The 17,787-nt window shown below is 72.2% G+C and carries 7 protein-coding genes and 1 pseudogene; 3 read left to right on the top strand and 5 right to left on the bottom strand.

All coding sequences use genetic code 11. The annotated features are described in order from the left end of the window. Positions 1 to 99: 99 nt before the first annotated feature. From QOZ89_RS27065 to QOZ89_RS27085, 5 genes are all read right to left on the bottom strand, one after another. Positions 100 to 8,763 (bottom strand): SDR family NAD(P)-dependent oxidoreductase, encoded by an 8,664-nt coding sequence (locus QOZ89_RS27065; protein ID WP_312626134.1) that lies wholly within the window; start codon positions 8,761 to 8,763, stop codon positions 100 to 102. A 73-nt stretch (positions 8,764 to 8,836) separates the two neighbouring features. Further along, complete coding sequence (locus tag QOZ89_RS27070; RefSeq protein ID WP_071048156.1) at positions 8,837 to 9,694, bottom strand: thioesterase family protein; 858 nt, start codon at positions 9,692 to 9,694, stop codon at positions 8,837 to 8,839. Positions 9,695 to 9,729: 35 nt separating this feature from the next. After that, positions 9,730 to 11,088, bottom strand: coding sequence for an FAD-dependent oxidoreductase (locus QOZ89_RS27075; RefSeq protein WP_071048157.1), 1,359 nt, complete (start codon positions 11,086 to 11,088; stop codon positions 9,730 to 9,732). A gap of 547 nt (positions 11,089 to 11,635) precedes the next feature. Further along, positions 11,636 to 12,574: an MBL fold metallo-hydrolase gene (locus tag QOZ89_RS27080; protein WP_241841643.1), complete on the bottom strand. Its 939-nt coding sequence runs from the start codon at positions 12,572 to 12,574 to the stop codon at positions 11,636 to 11,638. A gap of 141 nt (positions 12,575 to 12,715) precedes the next feature. Next, positions 12,716 to 14,104, bottom strand: a complete 1,389-nt coding sequence (locus QOZ89_RS27085) for an FAD-dependent oxidoreductase (RefSeq protein WP_071048158.1) — start codon at positions 14,102 to 14,104, stop codon at positions 12,716 to 12,718. A 736-nt stretch (positions 14,105 to 14,840) separates the two neighbouring features. Here QOZ89_RS27085 and QOZ89_RS27090 point away from each other — a divergent pair. The 3 genes and pseudogenes from QOZ89_RS27090 to QOZ89_RS27100 all read left to right on the top strand — a co-directional run. Continuing rightward, positions 14,841 to 15,014: pseudogene (locus QOZ89_RS27090) on the top strand (LysR family transcriptional regulator); the annotation flags it as partial. Positions 15,015 to 15,026: 12 nt separating this feature from the next. Next, a complete protein-coding gene (locus QOZ89_RS27095) occupies positions 15,027 to 15,749 on the top strand; it encodes a LysR family substrate-binding domain-containing protein (RefSeq protein WP_241841646.1) in 723 nt (240 codons plus the stop codon). A 674-nt stretch (positions 15,750 to 16,423) separates the two neighbouring features. Then, complete coding sequence (locus QOZ89_RS27100) at positions 16,424 to 17,779, top strand: ABC transporter substrate-binding protein (RefSeq protein WP_083418442.1); 1,356 nt, start codon at positions 16,424 to 16,426, stop codon at positions 17,777 to 17,779. The last annotated feature ends 8 nt before the right edge of the window (positions 17,780 to 17,787 follow it).

The raw sequence follows: 17,787 nt of genomic DNA on the forward strand, positions 1-17,787 counted from the left end.
CGGCGGTGCTGGATATCTCGACGTCGGTGAGGCCGTCAGGCCGAAGGGTGCGCGCCAATGGCGAAGCCGCGCGCACCCGGAGGCTCGAAGGCTCCGGTATCAGGCCTCGTTGTCGATGAGCGCGAAGATCTCGTCGTCGGATGCTGCCTCGATCTGGTTGGGAATCCCGCTGGCCGGCATGGGGGACGCGGGCGAGGCGGGGCCCGCGGTGGCGGGCAGGCGGCTGTCGAGGTACTCGGCGATGGCCGCGACCGTCGGATGGTCGAAGACCATGGTCGCCGGCAGCCGCAGCCCGGTGGCCGACCCCAGCCTGTTGCGCAGGTCGACCGCGCCGAGCGAGTCGAACCCCAGCGCCGCCAGCGGCCGGCTGACGTCGACAGCGTCCGGGCTCGAGTGCGCGAGCACCGCCGCGACCGTGGTGCGGACGTGGTCGAGGACAACCTGCCTGCGCTCCGTGGCCGCGCTCGACGTGAGGCGCAGCAACAGCGGCGGCGTCTCGGGCGTCTCCGTCCGATCGGCCTCGTGCGCGGCGGCGGCGGTGTGCGGCGAGCTTCCGCCCGTCAGGAGCCGCAGGATGGGGCGGTCGCCGGCGTCGTCCCCGCCGGCCCGCAGGCCCGCCAGGTCGAAGCGGGCGGCCACCACGTGCGCCGCGCCGAGTTCCAGCGCGGCGTCGAAGAGGCTCAGCGCCCCGTCAGCGGGCATCGCCTCGATGCCGGAGCGATGCAGCCGGGCGAGACCCGCCGCGTCCAGGTTCTGGGTCATCCCGCTGCTGGGCTCCCACAGGCCCCAGGCGATCGACACCGCCGGCAGCCCCAGGGCGTGCCGGTGGTGCGCGAGCGCGTCCAGGAACGCGTTCGCGGCGGCGTAGTTGCCCTGGCCCCCGTTGCCGAGGGTCGCGGCCACCGACGAGAACAGCGCGAGCAGCGGCGGGTCGGCCACGCCCGTCAGCTCGTGCAGGTTCCACGCGGCGTCGACCTTCGGGCGCATCACCGCCTCGAGCCGCGCCGAGGTGAGCGACCCGACGACACCGTCGTCGAGAACCCCGGCCGCGTGGACGACCGCGGTCAGCGGCCGGTCGGCCGGTATCCCTTCCAGCAGCTCGACGAGCTGCGCCCGGTCCGCCGCGTCGCAGGCGACGACCTCGGCCCGTGCGCCGCGCTCGGCCAGCTCGGCGACGAGCTCGGTCGCGCCGCCGGCCCGCGGGCCCCGACGGCTGGTGAGCAGGAGATGGCGAACCCCGTGCCGATCGACGAGGTGGCAGGCAAGCAACGCGCCGAGCGTCCCCGTGCCGCCCGTGATCAGAACGGTCCCGCTCGGGTCGATCGCGGACCTCGGGGTGGTCCGCGTCGGCCGTGCCTGGGTAAGACGCGGGATCCTGACGGCCCCGGCCCGCAGCGCCAGCTCCGGCTCACCGGTCGCCAGCGCGGCGGCCAGCAGGGCGGGCGGCGCGTCGTTCTCGACGTCGACGAGGACGAACCGGCCCGGGTTCTCCGTCTGCGCGGAACGCACCAGGCCGCACACCGCGGCGGCCGCGAGCTCGATCCGCTCCGTGGCGGCGCCCGCCCCGTCGCCGGTCACCGCGCCTCCGCGGGTGAGCACCACGAGCCGTGACCGCTCGAACCGGTCGTCGGCGAGCCACCCCTGCAGCAGGGCGAGGACGCGCTCGGCGGCCTCGCGCACCGAGTCGGCGGGCCGGGCCGGGTCCGTCGGGCTGGCGCAGTCGGCGACGACGACCGCCGGCACGTCACCGGCGAGCGCCGCCAGGTCGGCCGCCGCGGCGCCGCCGGCACCGCCCGGCGTGCCTGGCGCCCGCGTCCCGGCGCCCAGATACACCCAGCCCGCATCAGGCGCGGCCGGCACCGCCGAGCCCCGCCCGCCCGCGGGCGTCCACTCGACGCCCAGCAGCGGGTCGCGGAGCATCGCGGCGAGCGCCCGCAGCCGAGCGACGGGTATTCCCCGCAGGACGAGCGCGTCGACCTGGGCGACCAGGGCTCCTTCCGGATCCGCGACGGCGACCCGTACCCCCGCCTCGCCCTCGGGCGTCAGCTGGACCCGCAGCCGCGTGGCGCCCTCGGCGTGAACCCGCACGCCGTGCCACACGAAGGGCAGCTGGATCTGCGTCGCGTCGTCCGCGCCGAGGCCGGTGAGCACGACTGGGTGCAGGGCGGCGTCGAGGAGCGCGGGGTGCAGCGAGAACCGCCGGCCCGCCGCCTCCTGGCCGCCGGGCAGCGCGACCTCGGCGAACAGGGTGTCGCCGGCCCGCCACATCGCCCGCATGCCCTGGAAGACGGGGCCGTAGTCGTAGCCACGGGCAGCCAGGGTGCTGTAGGCGTCCGTCAGATCGACGGGGTCCGCGCCCGGTGGCGGCCAGGCGGCCGCCCAGTCGGCCACGGCCGGCCCGGCCCCGGCGGGAGCGACCCGCCCCACCGCGTGGCAGGTCCAGGGCGCGTCACCGGCATCCCCGTCGGGCCTGGAATAGACGCTGACCGGCCGGGACCCGTCCGGGCCGTCGGCCGCGCCGAGTACGACCTGCATCGCGATCGCGCCGTCGGATGGCAGGACGCAGGGCGCCTGCAGCGTCAGCTCCTCCAGGCGCGCCGGCCCCGACCGTCCGGCCGCGGCGAGCGCGAGCTCGACGAAGGCGGTGCCTGGCAGCAGGACCGTCCCGTTGACTCCGTGATCCCGCAGCCAGGGCTGGGAGCGCAGCGAGATCCGCCCGGCCAGCACCGTCTCGTCGCGGCCGGCGACGTCCATCACCGTGCTCAGCAGCGGGTGCCCGGCGGCCGGACCTCCGGGTCCGGCGGCGCTCTCGGCGGCGGCGGCGGCCGGTGCCAGCCAGTACCGCCGATGCTCGAACGGGTAGGTCGGCAGGTCGACCGTCCGGGCTGACGGACCGAAGGCGCCGGCCCAGTCCACCCGGCCCCCGCTGGTGTTCAGCTGCGCCACCGAGGTCAGGAAGCGGGACATCCCGCCGTCGTCGCGACGCAACGACCCGATCACCGTGCCGTCGACGTCGGCGTCGTCGAGGACGTCCTCCACGGCGATCGTGAGCACCGGGTGCGGGCTCGCCTCGACGAAATGCCGATGCCCGTCGGCGACGAGGGCCCGGATGACGGTGTCGAAACGCACCTGCTCGCGCAGGTTGCGGAACCAGTAGGCGGCGTCGAGGCGGCTCGTGTCGATCGGCTCCCCGGTCACGGTGGACACGAAGGAGACGTCCGAGCCGCTGGCCGCGACGTGACCGAGGCGACGCAGCAGCGGCTCGCGCAGCGCCTCGACGTCAGCGGAGTGCGACGCGTAGTCGACGGGGATACGCCGGGCGCGCACGCCCCTGGCGACGAACTCCTCGACGAGGGCGTCCACCGCGCCGGGCTCACCGGCCACGACGGTGACCCGGGGGCCGTTCACGGCGGCGATGTCGAGGCGCGCGGCGCGCCCCGCCAGCAGCCCCCGCACCTCGTCGGCCGACGCGGGAATGGATGCCATGGTCCCGGTGCCGGCGAGCGAGGCCAGCAGCTGGCTGCGCAGCGCCACCACCCGCGCGCCCTCGTCGAGTGAGAGCGCGCCGATGGCCGTGGCCGCGGCGATCTCGCCCTGGGAGTGTCCGACGACGGCGGCGGGCCGCACTCCGTACGCCGCCCAGAGCTCGGCGAGCGACACCATGACCGCCCACAGCGCGGGCTGCACGACCTCCACCCGCTCGAACGCCCGCGGGTCGCCGGTCCCCCGCACGACGTCGAGGAGCGAGAAGTCGGCATGGGGAGCGAGCGCGTCATGGCAGGCGGACAGCGCGCGGCGGAACGGCGCCGAGGCGGCGAACAGGTCGGCGGCCATGCCGCGCCACTGCGAGCCCTGCCCCGGGAAGACGAGGACGGGCGCGGTGTCACCGGACCCGACGGCCTGGATGACCTCCTCGGCGGCCTCGCCGTCCGCGCGTGCCCGCAGCCCGCGCAGGAAGTCGGCGCGCTCACGTCCCAGAACGACCGTCCGATGGTCAAAGGTCGCGCGGGTGACGGCCAGCGACAGTCCGACGTCCCGCGCCTCGGCCGAGGGACTGGCCTCGACGAAGTCGGCGAGCTGCCGGGCCTGGGCGCGCAGCGCTGGCTCGCTCGTGGCCGAGAGGACCCACGGGACGACATCGGGAGCACAGTCCGACCCGTCGGCACCGGCGTCACCCGCGGCTGGGTCATCGCCCATGGCCGGCCCGTCGACGGCGGAAGGTGCCTGCTCGACGATGACGTGCGCGTTGGTGCCGCTGATGCCGAAGCCGGAGACGCCCGCGCGGCGAGGCCGGTCGTGGTCGGGCCAGGTGATGGTCTCGGTGAGCAGGGACACCGCGCCCGCCGACCAGTCGACGTGCGGCGAGGGCTCGTCGACGTTCAGCGTCGCCGGCAGCACGCCGTGCTCCATCGCCTGGACCATCTTGATGACGGCCGCCACGCCGGCCGCGCACTGGGTGTGGCCGATGTTCGACTTCATCGAGCCGAGCCACAACGGCTGCTCGGCCGGCCGTCCCTGCCCGTACGTCGCCAGCAGCGCGCCGGCCTCGATCGGGTCACCCAACGGCGTACCGGTGCCATGCGCCTCGACGGCGTCCACCTGGTCGCCGGACAACCTCGCGTTGGCCAACGCGCGCCTGATCACCCGCTGCTGGGCCGGACCGTTCGGCGCCGTCAACCCGTTGCTCGCCCCGTCATGGTTGACCGCCGAACCCCGCACCACCGCCCGCACCAGGTGACCGAGGCGCACCGCGTCCGACAACCGCTCCAGTACCAGGAAACCGACACCCTCCGACCACGCGGTGCCGTCGGCCGCGGCCGCGAACGGCTTGCACCGCCCGTCGGTGGCCAGTCCCCGCTGCCGGCTGAACTGGACGAACAGGCCCGGCCCGGGCATGACGGTCACACCGCCGGCCAGCGCGAGCTCACACTCCCCGGAACGCAGCGCCTGCGCCGCCAGATGCACCGCCACCAGCGACGACGAGCACGCGGTGTCGACCGTGAGCGACGGTCCGTCGAGCCCGAGGACGTAGGAGACCCGGCCCGACGCGACGCTCAAGTGGACGCCGGTCAGCAGGTGGCCCATGGTCTCGGCCACGGGCTCGTGCAGCCGCGGGCCGTACTCCTGCATCATCGCGCCGACGTACACGCCGACCGGCCGCCCGCGCAGCGTGGACGGGTCGATGCGGGCGCCTTCGAGCGCCTCCCAGGACACCTCCAGCAGCTGCCGCTGCTGCGGCTCCATCGCCGCGGCCTCGCGCGGTCCGATGTGGAAGAACGGAGCGTCGAAGAGGTCGGGGCCTTCGAGGAAGTGGCCGTGGCGGGTGTAGCAGGTCCCGACGCGGTCGGGGTCGGGGTCGTAGAGGCCGTCGACGTCCCAGCCGCGGTCGTCGGGGAACTCCGAGACGGTGTCCACGCCGTCGGCGACCGCCTCCCACAGCCGCTCCGGGCTGGTGATCCCGCCGGGGAACCGGCAGCTCATCCCGACGATGACGATCGGGTCGTCCGCCTCCGCCGCGGCCGCGGCGCCACGGCCGCCGGAGCTGGCGGGAGCGGCCAACTGACCGGCGACCGACGCGTCGGCCTCCGTGGCCGCCGCTGTCTGCCGCGCGCCGCGGGCCGCCGCCTCGTCCAGGGCCTCACGCACATGGGCGCACAGCAGCTCCGGTGTCGGATAGTCGAAGACGAGCGAGCCGGGAAACCGCAGGCCCGTCGTCGCGCTCAGCCTGCCCCGGATCTGGACCGCGCCCAGCGAGTCCACTCCCAGCGCGTGGAACGTCCGCGTCATGGGCACCGCGCCCGGCCCGTCATATCCGAGGACGTCGGCGATGGCCGATCGCACCAGCTCCCGCGCCGCCTTCGCGGTGTCCGCCGACCGCGGCGCCGCAGACGGCACCGTGGCGGTGGGCGTCACGGCGGACGGTGTCACAGCCGGAGACGTCTCGCTCGGAGACGTCGCGACCGGAGACGTCGTGGCGGTGCGGGCGGAACGTGGCATGTCGAGCCAGTGACGGGACCGGTGGAACGCGGAGGTCGGCAGGTCGACGATTGGGCCGGCCGGGTAGTCCGACAGCCAGTCGACGGGCACGCCGTGCGCGTACGCTTCCGCCGCCGCGCGACGGACACGGTCCGGCCCACCCTCCCCGCGCCGCAGGGTGCCGAGCGCCACACCGTCCACGTCGGCGTCGTGCAGGATGTCGAGGATGCTGGCGCCCAGCATCGGGTGCGCGCTGGATTCCAGGAACAGTCGATGGCCGCGCGCCACGAGGTCACGGACCGCCAGGTCGAAGCGCACGGTGCCGCGCAGGTTGGCGTACCAGTAGTTCGCGTCCAGCGCGGTGGTGTCGAGGAGCCCGCCGGTCAGTGCCGACACGAACGGGATGTCGCCCGCGCGCGGCGTGACAGGCCCCAGGAGGTCGATCAGGCGTTCCCGCAGCGGTTCGACGAACGGGGAGTGTGACGCGTAGTCGACCGGGATCATCCGGGTACGGTGACCGGTGCGCTCCAGGTCCGCGTGCAGCAGCCGCAGAGCCTCGGTCGTGCCCGAGACGACCGCCGAGCGTGGGCCGTTGACCGCCGCGAGGTGGAGCTCACCGCCGGCGGCGTCGATCCTCGCGGCCAGCTCCTCGGCGGACAGCTCGACCGCCATCATCGAGCCCGACCCGCGGATGCCGGCGAGCTCGCGGCTGCGCAGTGCCACGATGCGCGCCGCGTCCGACAGCGACAGCCCACCCGCGACGGTCGCCGCGGCGATCTCCCCCTGGGAGTGCCCCACGACCGCGGCGGGCACCACGCCCATCGAGCGCCACACCTCGGCCAGTGACACCATCACGGCCCACAGCGCTGGCTGGACGACGTCGTCGCGCTCGTGGTCGTCCCGCTCGCCGCCGCCCTCGGACCCGCGGGCGCGCAGGGCGTCCATGAGCGAGAAGTCGGTGTGGGGCGCCAGGGCGTCGTGGCAGTCGGACAGTGCGCGGCGGAACGGCGCCGACGAGACGAGCAGGTCGGCCGCCATGTCGTCCCACTGGGCGCCCTGCCCCGGGAAGACCAGCACCGGCGCCTCCTCGCGGGGCGCCGTGCCTTCGATGAGGTGCTCGGTGGCCCGCCCGGCGGCCAGGGCGGCGAGGCCGGCGCGGTGCCCGGCGCGGTCGGCGGCCAGCACCACCGCGCGCCGGTCGAACACCGACCGCGTGGTGAGCAACGACCGTCCGACGGCGACGGCGTCCAGCTCCGGCCGCTCGTCCAGCAGGGCGGCGAGCCGGTCGGCCTGCGCGCGCAGAGCCGCCGTCGAACGCGCCGACAGGATCCACGGCACGGCCGGGGCGTCGGGCACGGACCGCTCGGGCGTCGGAGTGGCGGTGCCAGCCGCGGGTTCGGACGGCTCGGTGGACAGTGCGCCGTCGCCCGGGTCGCCACCGGCGGGTGCCGGCTCGCCTGGCGCCTCGGTCAGCACGACATGGCTGTTCGTCCCGCCGACGCCGAACGAGCTGACCCCGGCGACCAACGGCTCGCCGGGCCGCGGCCACGGGCTCAGCGAGGTGTTGACGCGCAGGCCGAGCCGGTCCAGCGGGATCCGTGGGTTGGCCCGGACGAAGTGCAGGCTCGCCGGGAGCTGGCGGTGAACCAGGGCGAGCGCCACCTTGATAAGGCCGGCGATCCCCCCGGCGGCCTCCAGGTGACCGATGTTGGTCTTGACCGAGCCGACGGGTAGCCGCGCCCGCGCCGGACGTCCCGCCCCGACCACGGCGCCGAGCGCCGCCGCCTCGACGGGATCGCCGACCGGGGTGCCGGTCCCGTGCAGCTCTATGTACTGCGCGGCGGACGGCTGGACGCCGGCGGCCTCGTACGCCCGGCGCAGCACGTCCTCCTGCGCGTCGGCGCTGGGTACGGCGAGGCTCGCGCCGCCGGTTACCGCGAAGCCACCACCGCCGTCGCTGCCGACCGCGCTGCCCTGGATGACGCAGTACACGCGGTCGCCATCGGCCAGCGCCGCCGACAGCAGCTTGAGGACGATCAGGCCGCCGCCCTCACCGCGGACGAAGCCGTTCGCGCGCTCGTCGAACGTGAAGCAGCGCCCGTCGGGCGACAGCGCTCCGAAACGCTGGGCGGCGAGGGCGCTCTCCGCGGCGAGGTTCAGCTGCACGCCGCCGGCCAGGGCGAGCTCCGACTCGCCGGAGCGCAGGCTCGCGCAGGCCAGATGAACCGCCACCAGCGACGACGACTGGACGGTGTCGATGACCAGGCTCGGACCGCGAAGACCCAGGACGTGCGAGACCCGGTTGGCGATGACGCCTCGGGCGAGCCCGGTCATCGTGAAACGGTCGGTCAGGCTCCTGTCGCGACGTGCGGCGAGAATCGCGTAGTCGTCGCCGGTGGCGCCGACGAAGACCCCTGTCCGGGTGCCCTGCACCGAGACGGGTGGGGTCCGCGCATCCTCGAGGGCCTCCCAGGCCAGCTCCAACGCGAGCCGTTGCCGGGGATCCATCGAGTCGGCTTCCCGGGGCGAGACGCCGAAGAACTCAGGGTCGAAATGGTCGACCTGGTCGAGGAAGCCGGCGGGCGAGCCGACGGTTCCCGGGCCGTCGACCCGCCCGACCGGGGCTTTGCCGACCGCGTCGACTCCCTCGCGCAGCAACCGCCAGTACTCGGCCAGGTTAGCGGCTCCGGGCAGTCGGCAGGCGATTCCGATCACGGCCACGGGCTCGACCCGCACCGGTCCACCCGGCGCACTACGCACTATCAGGTTCGCGGATTGCGTCGTCATCTGGACAGCCACCTCCGATCGATCAGGTGTGTCAGTACGGAGTCGGAATCAGGGGTGGACACGGCGGTACTCGTCACCCGGCCGGCAGGATTCGGCGGGTCTGCCGGCCGACGGCGAGCAACGTGCCGGATGGGCTCCACAGGCTGCTCGAGTCGACGCTCCAGGAGTCGCTCGCCTGTTCGGTACGTACCTCGATCAGCGACCAGCCGTCCCGCTCGCCGAGCCGGTCGAGACCGTCGGTGAAATGCACCGAGAACTCCGCCGTCGGAACCGGGACCGGCTCGGTCGTGAGCGCGTAGATCGCCGGCGGCATCGAGTCCAGCATCACGACGGCGGCCTCGGCGGGGTCGAATCCCGGCTCCTCGAGCCGCATCCAGGCGACCAGGCTGGGATCCGTCCCGCCGCTCAGCGGCCGCGCGTCGCCGGCCATGCGCACCCGCAGGTGCTGGACGAAGGGGACCACCTCGGTGGTGAACCCGGCATCCGGGCAGTCCCGCGGCGGCGGCACGGCGGGCGGCCGGGTCGGCAGGTGGGTCGGAGCCGCCCGCGCGGCCAGCAGCGTCGTCGCCAGCACGGCCGGCGCGCCGCCCTCCATCAGGGCCGCGCGCGTGACGACGCTCGCGGCGCCTCGCCGCACGACCTCGGTCGACAGGCGCAGCCCGCCGTCCTGGACGGGCCGAAGCAGGGACGCGTGCACCGTGCGGGCGTCGAGCCCGCCGGCGTGGGCGCGTGCGTGGCGCAGCAGCAACGCGACCGTCAGGCCGCCGTGGACGCCGCTCCACGACCACCAGCTCCGGTCGATCGGAGGGATGTCGAGGTCACCGCCGTTCGATGCCGCACCGCCGCGCACGCCGACGGGTGGGCCGCCGGCATCGCGGGCGTCGGTCGCGCGGCTCGCGCCCGCGACGCCGGACTCGGGGACGCCTGCCATCGTTCTTTCGCCTCCTGCCCGCGATGCCTGCCGGGTCACGCGTCCGCCGCGTGCCCCGCCGGCTCGGAGACGTCGACGAGCGACGGCCCGGCGTGCACCAGCCTGCTGATCTCGTCGACGTTGAGGAACTCGACCTCGCGCAGGTTCTCGAGGACCGTGTCGACGGCGAGGTCGTCCTGAGCCAGCACCGCCCGGGCGATCGCCGGCGGCGCGATGAACTCCGGCACGCTGATCAGCCGCGACCCGAAGAGGTAGGCGTGGCGGGCGGTCGCCTCGTCCCGTGCCGACGCGGAGAACATCAGCCGCTCCAACGCGTTGAGCGGACGGGCCGTCGCGAAGCTCTCGAATATCCGCTGGTAGCCGCCGACCTCGACCTGATGGCGGCCGGCGTACGCCGCCAGTCCTCCATCCAGGTCGCCCTCGCCGAGCACCGCGGGACCGAGCGCGTCGACGAGCCACGCCGCCGACTGCATCCCCCAGGCACAGCCGATGCCCCACATCGGGTCGGTCGACAGCGCCGCGTCGCCGATCAGCGCGAGCCCGGGCGCGAACGCCCCGCGCGACCGCAGCGGCATGTCGTTCATCCCGATGTACTTGGACACCAGCGGGACATCGTCGATCGGCGGAGCGTCCGGCAGCTCGCGGACGTACTGGTGGAAGGCGCCCGGTACGTCCTCGCGGAACGCCGCCAGGTGCTTGGGTGTCTTCTCCGGCGCGACGATGAGGACGCTGATGCCGTTGTCGTTCGGCATGCAGTAGGCGCCGTCCGGGTTCAGGAACCAGATCTGGGTGGGGGGATGGTCGCCCGGCTGCAGGTCCTGGAAGTAGGCGAAGTAGGCGAACCGGTTGTTCGGGGCCTCCCGCACGGGGACGCCGCTGAGCTGGGCGACCGTCGAGTCCCGGCCGTCGGCGCCGACGACCAGTCGGGCTCGCAGCGACGCCTCCTGACCACCGGTCGTCCGGGTCCGAACGCCGACGATCCGGTCGTCCTCGGAGATCAGGCCGGTCACCGACTGCCCGAGCCACAGTTCGACGCCGGGCGTCTGAGCGGCGAGCTCGCGCAGCATCGGGTCGAGGATCTTGCGCCGGAGGTTGAACCCGTGCGGCAACGTGCCGCCCGGCGCCGCCTTGGGCGAGATCCAGCCCCATTGCGTCCAGTAGTTGGACACGTGCGGCACCGCGCCGGCCGCCTCGAGCCGAGGCCGCAGCCCGAGGCGGTCGATCACGGGCACCGCGCAGGGCTGCAGGGTGTGCGTACAGAGCACCTTGTACGTCTCGATGTTGGAATGCTTTTCCAGGAGCAGTACACGAGCTCCCGCGCGGGCAAAGAGCGCGGCCGCGGTGCAGCCGGCAACGCTCGCACCCACCACGATCACGTCAGGATCGTTGGTCATGCGGTCACCTTCCCACGAGGACATGCCGCGGCCGGAGCCACAGCCGTTTGTTTCTCCGAACGGAGGCCGAATTCCTGGACAGGGCCCGACAAGGCGATGCCGACCACATCGGCGGCTGTCGCGGGCAGGCCAAAATAGAGGCGGCCAGGTATGTCCGGTTGACCAGAACCGTTTGCCCAGGAGCGGGGCGTCCTGAGGCATCGTCCCAGCTGCCGATCGGCGGCAACTGACTGAATCGACCGCGCTCGAGCGGATCACCCGGGCGGATCACCCGGCCGCAGGTAAATCAGGAACCCGTTCCAGATCCTTACCGGGACCCGGGTCCGACTATGTCTACTGGGATGTCACCGGCTCGGCGGCCGGCGCATTGAAGTGATCGAGAGTGCTATGATCGGGGCTGTTGGCCAGGTCACGATCTCGCCGTCATCCTTCGATCTGTCCTACGAGGAGTCAATGTTCGTCGAACAGCCGCGCCGATAGCATACGCGACCCAGGAGAATCGCAGCTTAATAGAACGGGTGAACCAGGTAGCTGCCTGTTGGCGGGGTCAGGTCAGAATAGAGTCTGCCGGATCTTCACCGGGCACGGTTGAGGGGTTTTCCGGCGCGCGGACATCGAAGACGGCGCCCGGCTCCGCCGTGAGCACCCGGCCGCCGTACACGGACTGCGCGGCTTCCCGCTGGGCGTCGACCCAGGAGGGCGCCGCCGAGACCAGATGGGTGAGAATCAGCGTGTCGGCACCGGCTTCGGCGGCCGCCCGCCCGGCCTCCGTCGCGCTCAGGTGCCCGTGCGCACCGTTGTCGGTGGTCGCCCGTGTCGCCTCGGCCAGGAACACGTTCACGTCGCGGGCCAGCGGCAGTAACCCGTCGGTCATTCCGGTGTCCCCGGTGTAGGCGAGGGTTCCGGCCTCGCTCTCGACCCGGATTCCACAGTTGGGAATGGCGTGTCGCAACGGATGAAGGCTCACCTCGCAGTCGCCGACCACGAAGGAGTCGTTCGGCCTGTACTCCCGAGTATCGAAGGCCACCTCGAACGCCCTTTCCAGGATCGGCAGCGTCGGGATCGGGAAGACGCGGATGAGCTGGTCGAGCAGGGCACGGCCGCCTTCGGGTACGTACAGCGGAATCGGCGGGTCCGCCTCCGCGCCAGCGCCGTCGACCACCTCTTTCGGAACCCCGTGGTCGCCGCGCATCCGGAGGGCCATGAGCAGCCTGCCGATCGGCAGCAGGTCATAACAGTGGTCGAGATGAAGATGACTGATCACGACCGCGCCGAGCTGCCGGGGCCGGAGTACCGCGCCCAACGCGGTCGCCGCGCCAGGGCCACAGTCCAGCAGGATATGCGCCCCTGGCGTCGTGGTGAGATAGCTCGAGCTGGGATGGCCTTCGGAGGGCACCCCACCACGACAACCAAGCACAGTCAGGCGCATCATGACATCCAATCGCTGGTCCACTGACGTCATTTCCGGTAATGCGACCACCGCCACATGTGGGCGGTGACGAAGGTTTGCCTCGCCGAGGCGGGACGCGGCGTCGGCAGATGTGCCGTCGACCGATGTGCCGCGCAGGTGTGCAGGTATGTCGCGCAGGTGTGTCGCCGACGGCGACGAGGGCCGACACCGTCGGACCTACTGGGCCGGCAGCTTCCCGCGCCGGAGGATGCGGAACACCATGCCCGGCCGCAGCAGGGCCGACCGGGGGTCCACCATGTGCATCTGCCGCATGAACGTCCGCGCGACGACCGGGTCCACGTGCGAGGCGATCAGCATCCGCTTCACATAGGCGTTCATCAGCCGGCCGCGGGTGGTACGCCGGCCCTCGACGGCGGGATGCGCGAGGTCGGCGCCCGTCGAGGTCTGCCAGGCAGTGTCGACCACGCGGCCGGCCTCGCGGTAGAAACGACCCGGCAGCCCCGGCCGGCTGGATGCCAGGCAGCGCTGGAGCACCCTGGCCTCCTGCGCCGCGGTCGTCATGCCCTGGGCGTACACGGGATTCAGGCCACACAGCGCGTCGCCGATGGCGATGAAACCCTCGGGCGGCGTCGGCGTCCGCTCGTAGTAACGACGCCGCGAGCCACGAATGCGGTACGGCACCGGATCGGTGAGCGGCTCGGCAATCATGAGAAGATCGTGGATGTCCTGGGACGGCAGCGTCCGGGCATAGGCGAGGAACCCCGCTTCGTCGTGCGGAGGGTGATCCCCGAGAGTGCCGCCGAGCGTCACCAGCCAGCGGTCGTCCTCGATCGCGACCGCCGCCGCGCCCCGCAGACCGGGCGTGACCGTCATGTTGACCGCGACGTCGCCGTCCAGATGCTCGGGCTTTCGCCGATATATCCGGGTCGTGTAGCAGGCGTCAATGTCGACCCTCTCCTCGGCCGGGCGCGGCTCGCCCAGCGCGGCCAGCCAGTCGGGCGCCCGGGAACCGCGACCGGTGGCGTCCACGACCAGGTCCGCGTTGATCACATCACCGCTCTCCGGGGCTTGCTGGCCGTCATCCGTGCCGCCGCGGGTCACCCGCACGCCCACGATCCGACGGGGGTGCCCGGGCGCCTCGACGAGACCGACAGCCGCCGTTCGCGGACACAGCTGAACCGTCGGCAGGGCCGCGAGCCTCGCCCGCAGGATGGTCTCGAGGAATGGCCGGCTCGCCAGGATCGTGTTCAGGCCGGCCGACGTCGACTGGGCTCGGAGCCCGGCGAGGTACCAGCGGGTGTTGACCAGCACGTCGCCCAGCGTCGCTCCGCGCTCGATCAGCTCCTCCGTCACCCCGGGGAAAAGCTCCTCCATGATCTGGCGCCCGGAGTCCATCAGCCCGTGCAGGTGCCGGCCCTGCGGCACGCCCCGTCTGGGAACCATGTCCACCAGGTCGTCCCGGTCAATGACCGTCACTGCGCGGAAGGTGTCGGTGAGGACCCTCGCGGCCAGAATGCCGGCGATGCCGGCACCGAGGACGACCGCGTGGTCGCGCCCATCCCCCCGCGACGGCCCGGTTCTGGCGGCCGCGTCGGAGTCTGTCATCGTCCGTCACACCTCCCAGCCATCGGCCGATTCCCTGCCGATATAGATGGAGCGGTCCCGAGGCACGCTGGTCGCGTCCCGGTGCGGCCTCTTGGCGCCGCGGTCATCGTGGCGATCGTGGCCATCGCCGATCGAGCAGGTCAAGGCGGGTGAACAGGCGCAAATAGGGCCAGAGCCGCTGGCTATCACCCACCGCCATTGACCTGGGCCTTCTGCCGGCAATCCCACGGAGTTGGCCGCCCGTTCACTCCCTGGCCAACAGGATCTGCATGCGCGGCATCCGCGCTCCGCGGCGCGACGCCGGCGACGACCCGGCACGACCCCACATGCCGCATGACCAGCGAAGCACGGCCTCGCCTGCCCAATACAGAGCCGCCGGACACTGGTTTTGGAACTCGACCGTGATCGACCTCACCAATTGCGCACTGCACTTGTAGCTTATAATTCGCCGTCGGATGCAATCACATCACGAGCACAGGATCGTGACCGCCCAGTGTCCCGCGCCCGTGCGCGCGCCGTGACCGGGGCGCGCCGGGTGCGATGACCAGAACCTCGGAACCGCTACTTCGCGGCGCCGCGCCGATCCTCGCCGCACCAAAACTCGCGATCATCGAGATACGCAAGACCTCGGCAGTTCCGCCTCCCAACACACGGCCGTAACCGCTCGTTAGTCGAGCCACCTAGACTCCGAGCAAGAGGGAGCTGCGAGCAAGAGGGAGCTGCGAGAGGAAGAATAATGGAGTTCAGACACCTCCTGTCCTTTCTAGCAGTCGCCGACGAACTACACTTCGGGCGGGCCGCGGCGAAGGTCCACCTGACTCAGCCAGCGCTGAGCCAGCATCTGCGCCGTCTGGAGCGGGATCTCGGCGTCCAGCTGATGGAACGAACCTCGCACGACGTCCGACTGACGCCCGCGGGCCGAGTGTTCCAGGTGGAGGCCAAGCGTCTCATCGACCAAGCGAAACGGGCGGAAGCCGCCGTACAGGACGTCGCGGCGGGCCGGACCGGATGGATAAGGATCGGATTCAATCTGCCGGCCGCCGAGCGTGTTCTGCAGCCCGCGCTGGTCAAGCTGAGCACGACCAACCCGGGCGTGGCAACGCACCTGTGGGAGCAGGGCAGCGCGCAGCAGTTGGAGCGCCTTCTCCAGGGACAGCTCGACGTCGGCTTCCTCTACGGACCGCAGCCAACCGGCGATCTACGCTCGCGAGAGATAGTCCGGATACGACTGGTCGCCATCGTCGGCGACCACCATGAATGGGCGGGACGAGAAAAAATCTCATTCCGTGAACTGGCTGAGCAGCCGTGCATGCTGTGTCGGCGCGAAACCTCTCCCGCCATGTACGACGCAATCCTAGCCGTCGCCCAACGGGCAAAGACGACCCTGCGAGTCATCGCGGAGACCGACGACACGGGCGAAGCAAGGCTCCGACTCGTGACTCGCTCCGTAACCGCGATCGCCTCCATGGAGCGGGCCCGAACCCTGAAGGGCACGGTGGCGGTGCCGATCGTCGACCCCGTGCCGGCCCTCCCCCTGCGGATCGTGTGGCGGCCCGCGGCGAGCAGGGCCGTCACGGCCCTGTTGGACAGCGTCGACGCGGTCCTCGCCGAACGCGCGGCGGTGCCCTCTCCCCGCCACGGTTGACCGGGTCCGTCGTCCCAGACGCCCGACCGCGGCGCGGGGGCGGCGAGGCGCGATAGGGCCCCGCGAACCAGGCGGCCGCGGTTCGATCCCACCGACGCCGCGACCCGAGTGGCAGGCAGGTCGACAACAGACGCAGCTCGTGTCCGGACCTCCGACTGCCTCGGCTCTGCGCAACGGCGACTGTCCGCGTCGACCCTCGGACACGGTCGCCAGCCGACTCGGCCCCGAACCGGGCAGCCGCCCGCGTGCCGGCGGCGCCGAGGTCCACGCCGACGCCCGCACGCGCGCTCCGGCCTCTCGACGCTCCCGGGTTCGCCTGCCCCCGGTCGCGGCGGCCAAGGCCCGCCCGGGACCCGGCGCCCGCGCGCCGATGGCGATTAATTTTCGTTATGACGCCTTCAGAATGTCGGTGTTGCCTGCGGACAGAACGGCGAGCACTATCGCAGCGGCGGTCCTGCCCGCAATCGCCACGGGCCCCGGATCGGGTGCCTTCAACACCGGAGCGCTGGGTTGGCCAGCATGTTCCGGCGCATTCCGCGCCGCCGATACGGCTGGTCGAACGCGCGGATGACGGACGAGAGGCGAATGTTCGAACGCCGGTAGACCCAGGCTTCACCGACTGGACGTTTTGACGCCCGAACTTCCCGAAATACTTTTCCCGAGGGGGCCATGAAATGATAGGCCGGATCCACTGCGGACGGCTGTGGCGGCTGGTGCCCGCCGCGCTCGCCGTCACCGGCGTGCTCGCCGCGGCCGCGTGCGGCGGCGGTTCGACGTCTTCGTCGACGGACGCACCGACCAGCGCGGCAGCGGCGGCGATCCCGACGCTGGACAGCTCGACCAAGGTGACGATCAGTTTCCTGTCCTACAACTACGGCACGCCGGGCCTGGGCGGGACGGGCACGCAGGCGCTGCTCGACGCCTTCCACAAGGCGTACCCGAACATCACGGTCAAGCCGCAGGGCGTGCCCGTGGCGGACGTCCTGACCAAGCTGCGCACGGACACCGCGGCCGGCACTCCCCCGGACGTCGCCCAGATCGGCTGGAGCAAGATGTCGGAGGCGCTGCAGGCCTTGCCGGTCACCCCGGTGCAGCAGATCCCGTCGGCCTCGGAGTGGCAGGCGCACACCGCCGGCATGTCCGCCAACATCCTCTCGGCGGTCTCCAGCGGCGGCGTGGTGAAGGCGATGCCCTACACCATGTCCATCCCGATCCTCTACATCAACGCCGACCTGTTCCGGAAGGCCGGCCTCGACCCGGACAAGCCCCCGACGACGATGGACCAGGTCAAGAAGGACGCCTTGGCCATCAAGGCGACCGGCGCCGAGGGCATCTACATCGGCGTCGCGGACGACAGCAAGTCCGACTTCCTGACGCAGTCCGTGGTGAACAGCAACGGCGGCAGCCTGGTCGGCAAGGACGGTGAGGAGACTGTCGACTCGCCGGCGGCGGTGGGTGCGCTGACGGCGATGGGGGACCTGACCAAGTCCGGGGCACAGCCGGCGGTGAGCTCGGCCAGCGCGGTGTCGGCGTTCACGAGCGGAAAGCTGGGCATGCTGCTGACCAGCACGGCGCTGATGACCAGCGCCCAGAAGGCCGCCACCGGCAAGTTCGAGCTGCGCACGTCCGGTTTCCCGACGTTCGGCAGCAAGCCGGCCAAGCCGACATACTCCGGCGCGGGCCTCGCCATCCTCGCCAAGGACGACGTGCACAAGCGGGCGGCCTGGGAGTTCGTCAAGTTCGTCACCAGCGAGGCCGGCTTCGAGATCATCACGTCGCAGATCGGGTATCTGCCGCTGCGGCCGGCGGTGGCGACCAAGCTCGCGGGCACCCCGATCCTGAAGCTCCTGCAGCCGTCGCTCAGCCAGCTCGACACGGTCACGCCGTACACCTCCTTCAAGGGGACGCAGGCGAACCAGGCCGTGGTCGCGCTCCAGGACGAGGCGGTGGCGCCGATCGTGCTGCGCGGGGCCGACCCCGCGCCGACACTGGCCTCGGTAGCGGACAAGATCCGGAAGCTCACCACCTGACCCACGAC

The sequence above is a fragment of the Pseudofrankia coriaricola genome, assembly GCF_032027725.1.
GTDB lineage: Bacteria > Actinomycetota > Actinomycetes > Frankiales > Frankiaceae > Pseudofrankia.

Excerpts from the sequence above, each read along its gene's own strand:
- QOZ89_RS27065 (WP_312626134.1), bottom strand. The coding sequence starts at position 8,763 with ATGACGACGCAATCCGCGAACCTGATAGTGCGTAGTGCGCCGGGTGGA.
- QOZ89_RS27070 (WP_071048156.1), bottom strand. The coding sequence starts at position 9,694 with ATGGCAGGCGTCCCCGAGTCCGGCGTCGCGGGCGCGAGCCGCGCGACC.
- QOZ89_RS27075 (WP_071048157.1), bottom strand. The coding sequence starts at position 11,088 with ATGACCAACGATCCTGACGTGATCGTGGTGGGTGCGAGCGTTGCCGGC.
- QOZ89_RS27085 (WP_071048158.1), bottom strand. The coding sequence starts at position 14,104 with ATGACAGACTCCGACGCGGCCGCCAGAACCGGGCCGTCGCGGGGGGAT.
- QOZ89_RS27100 (WP_083418442.1), top strand. The coding sequence starts at position 16,424 with ATGATAGGCCGGATCCACTGCGGACGGCTGTGGCGGCTGGTGCCCGCC.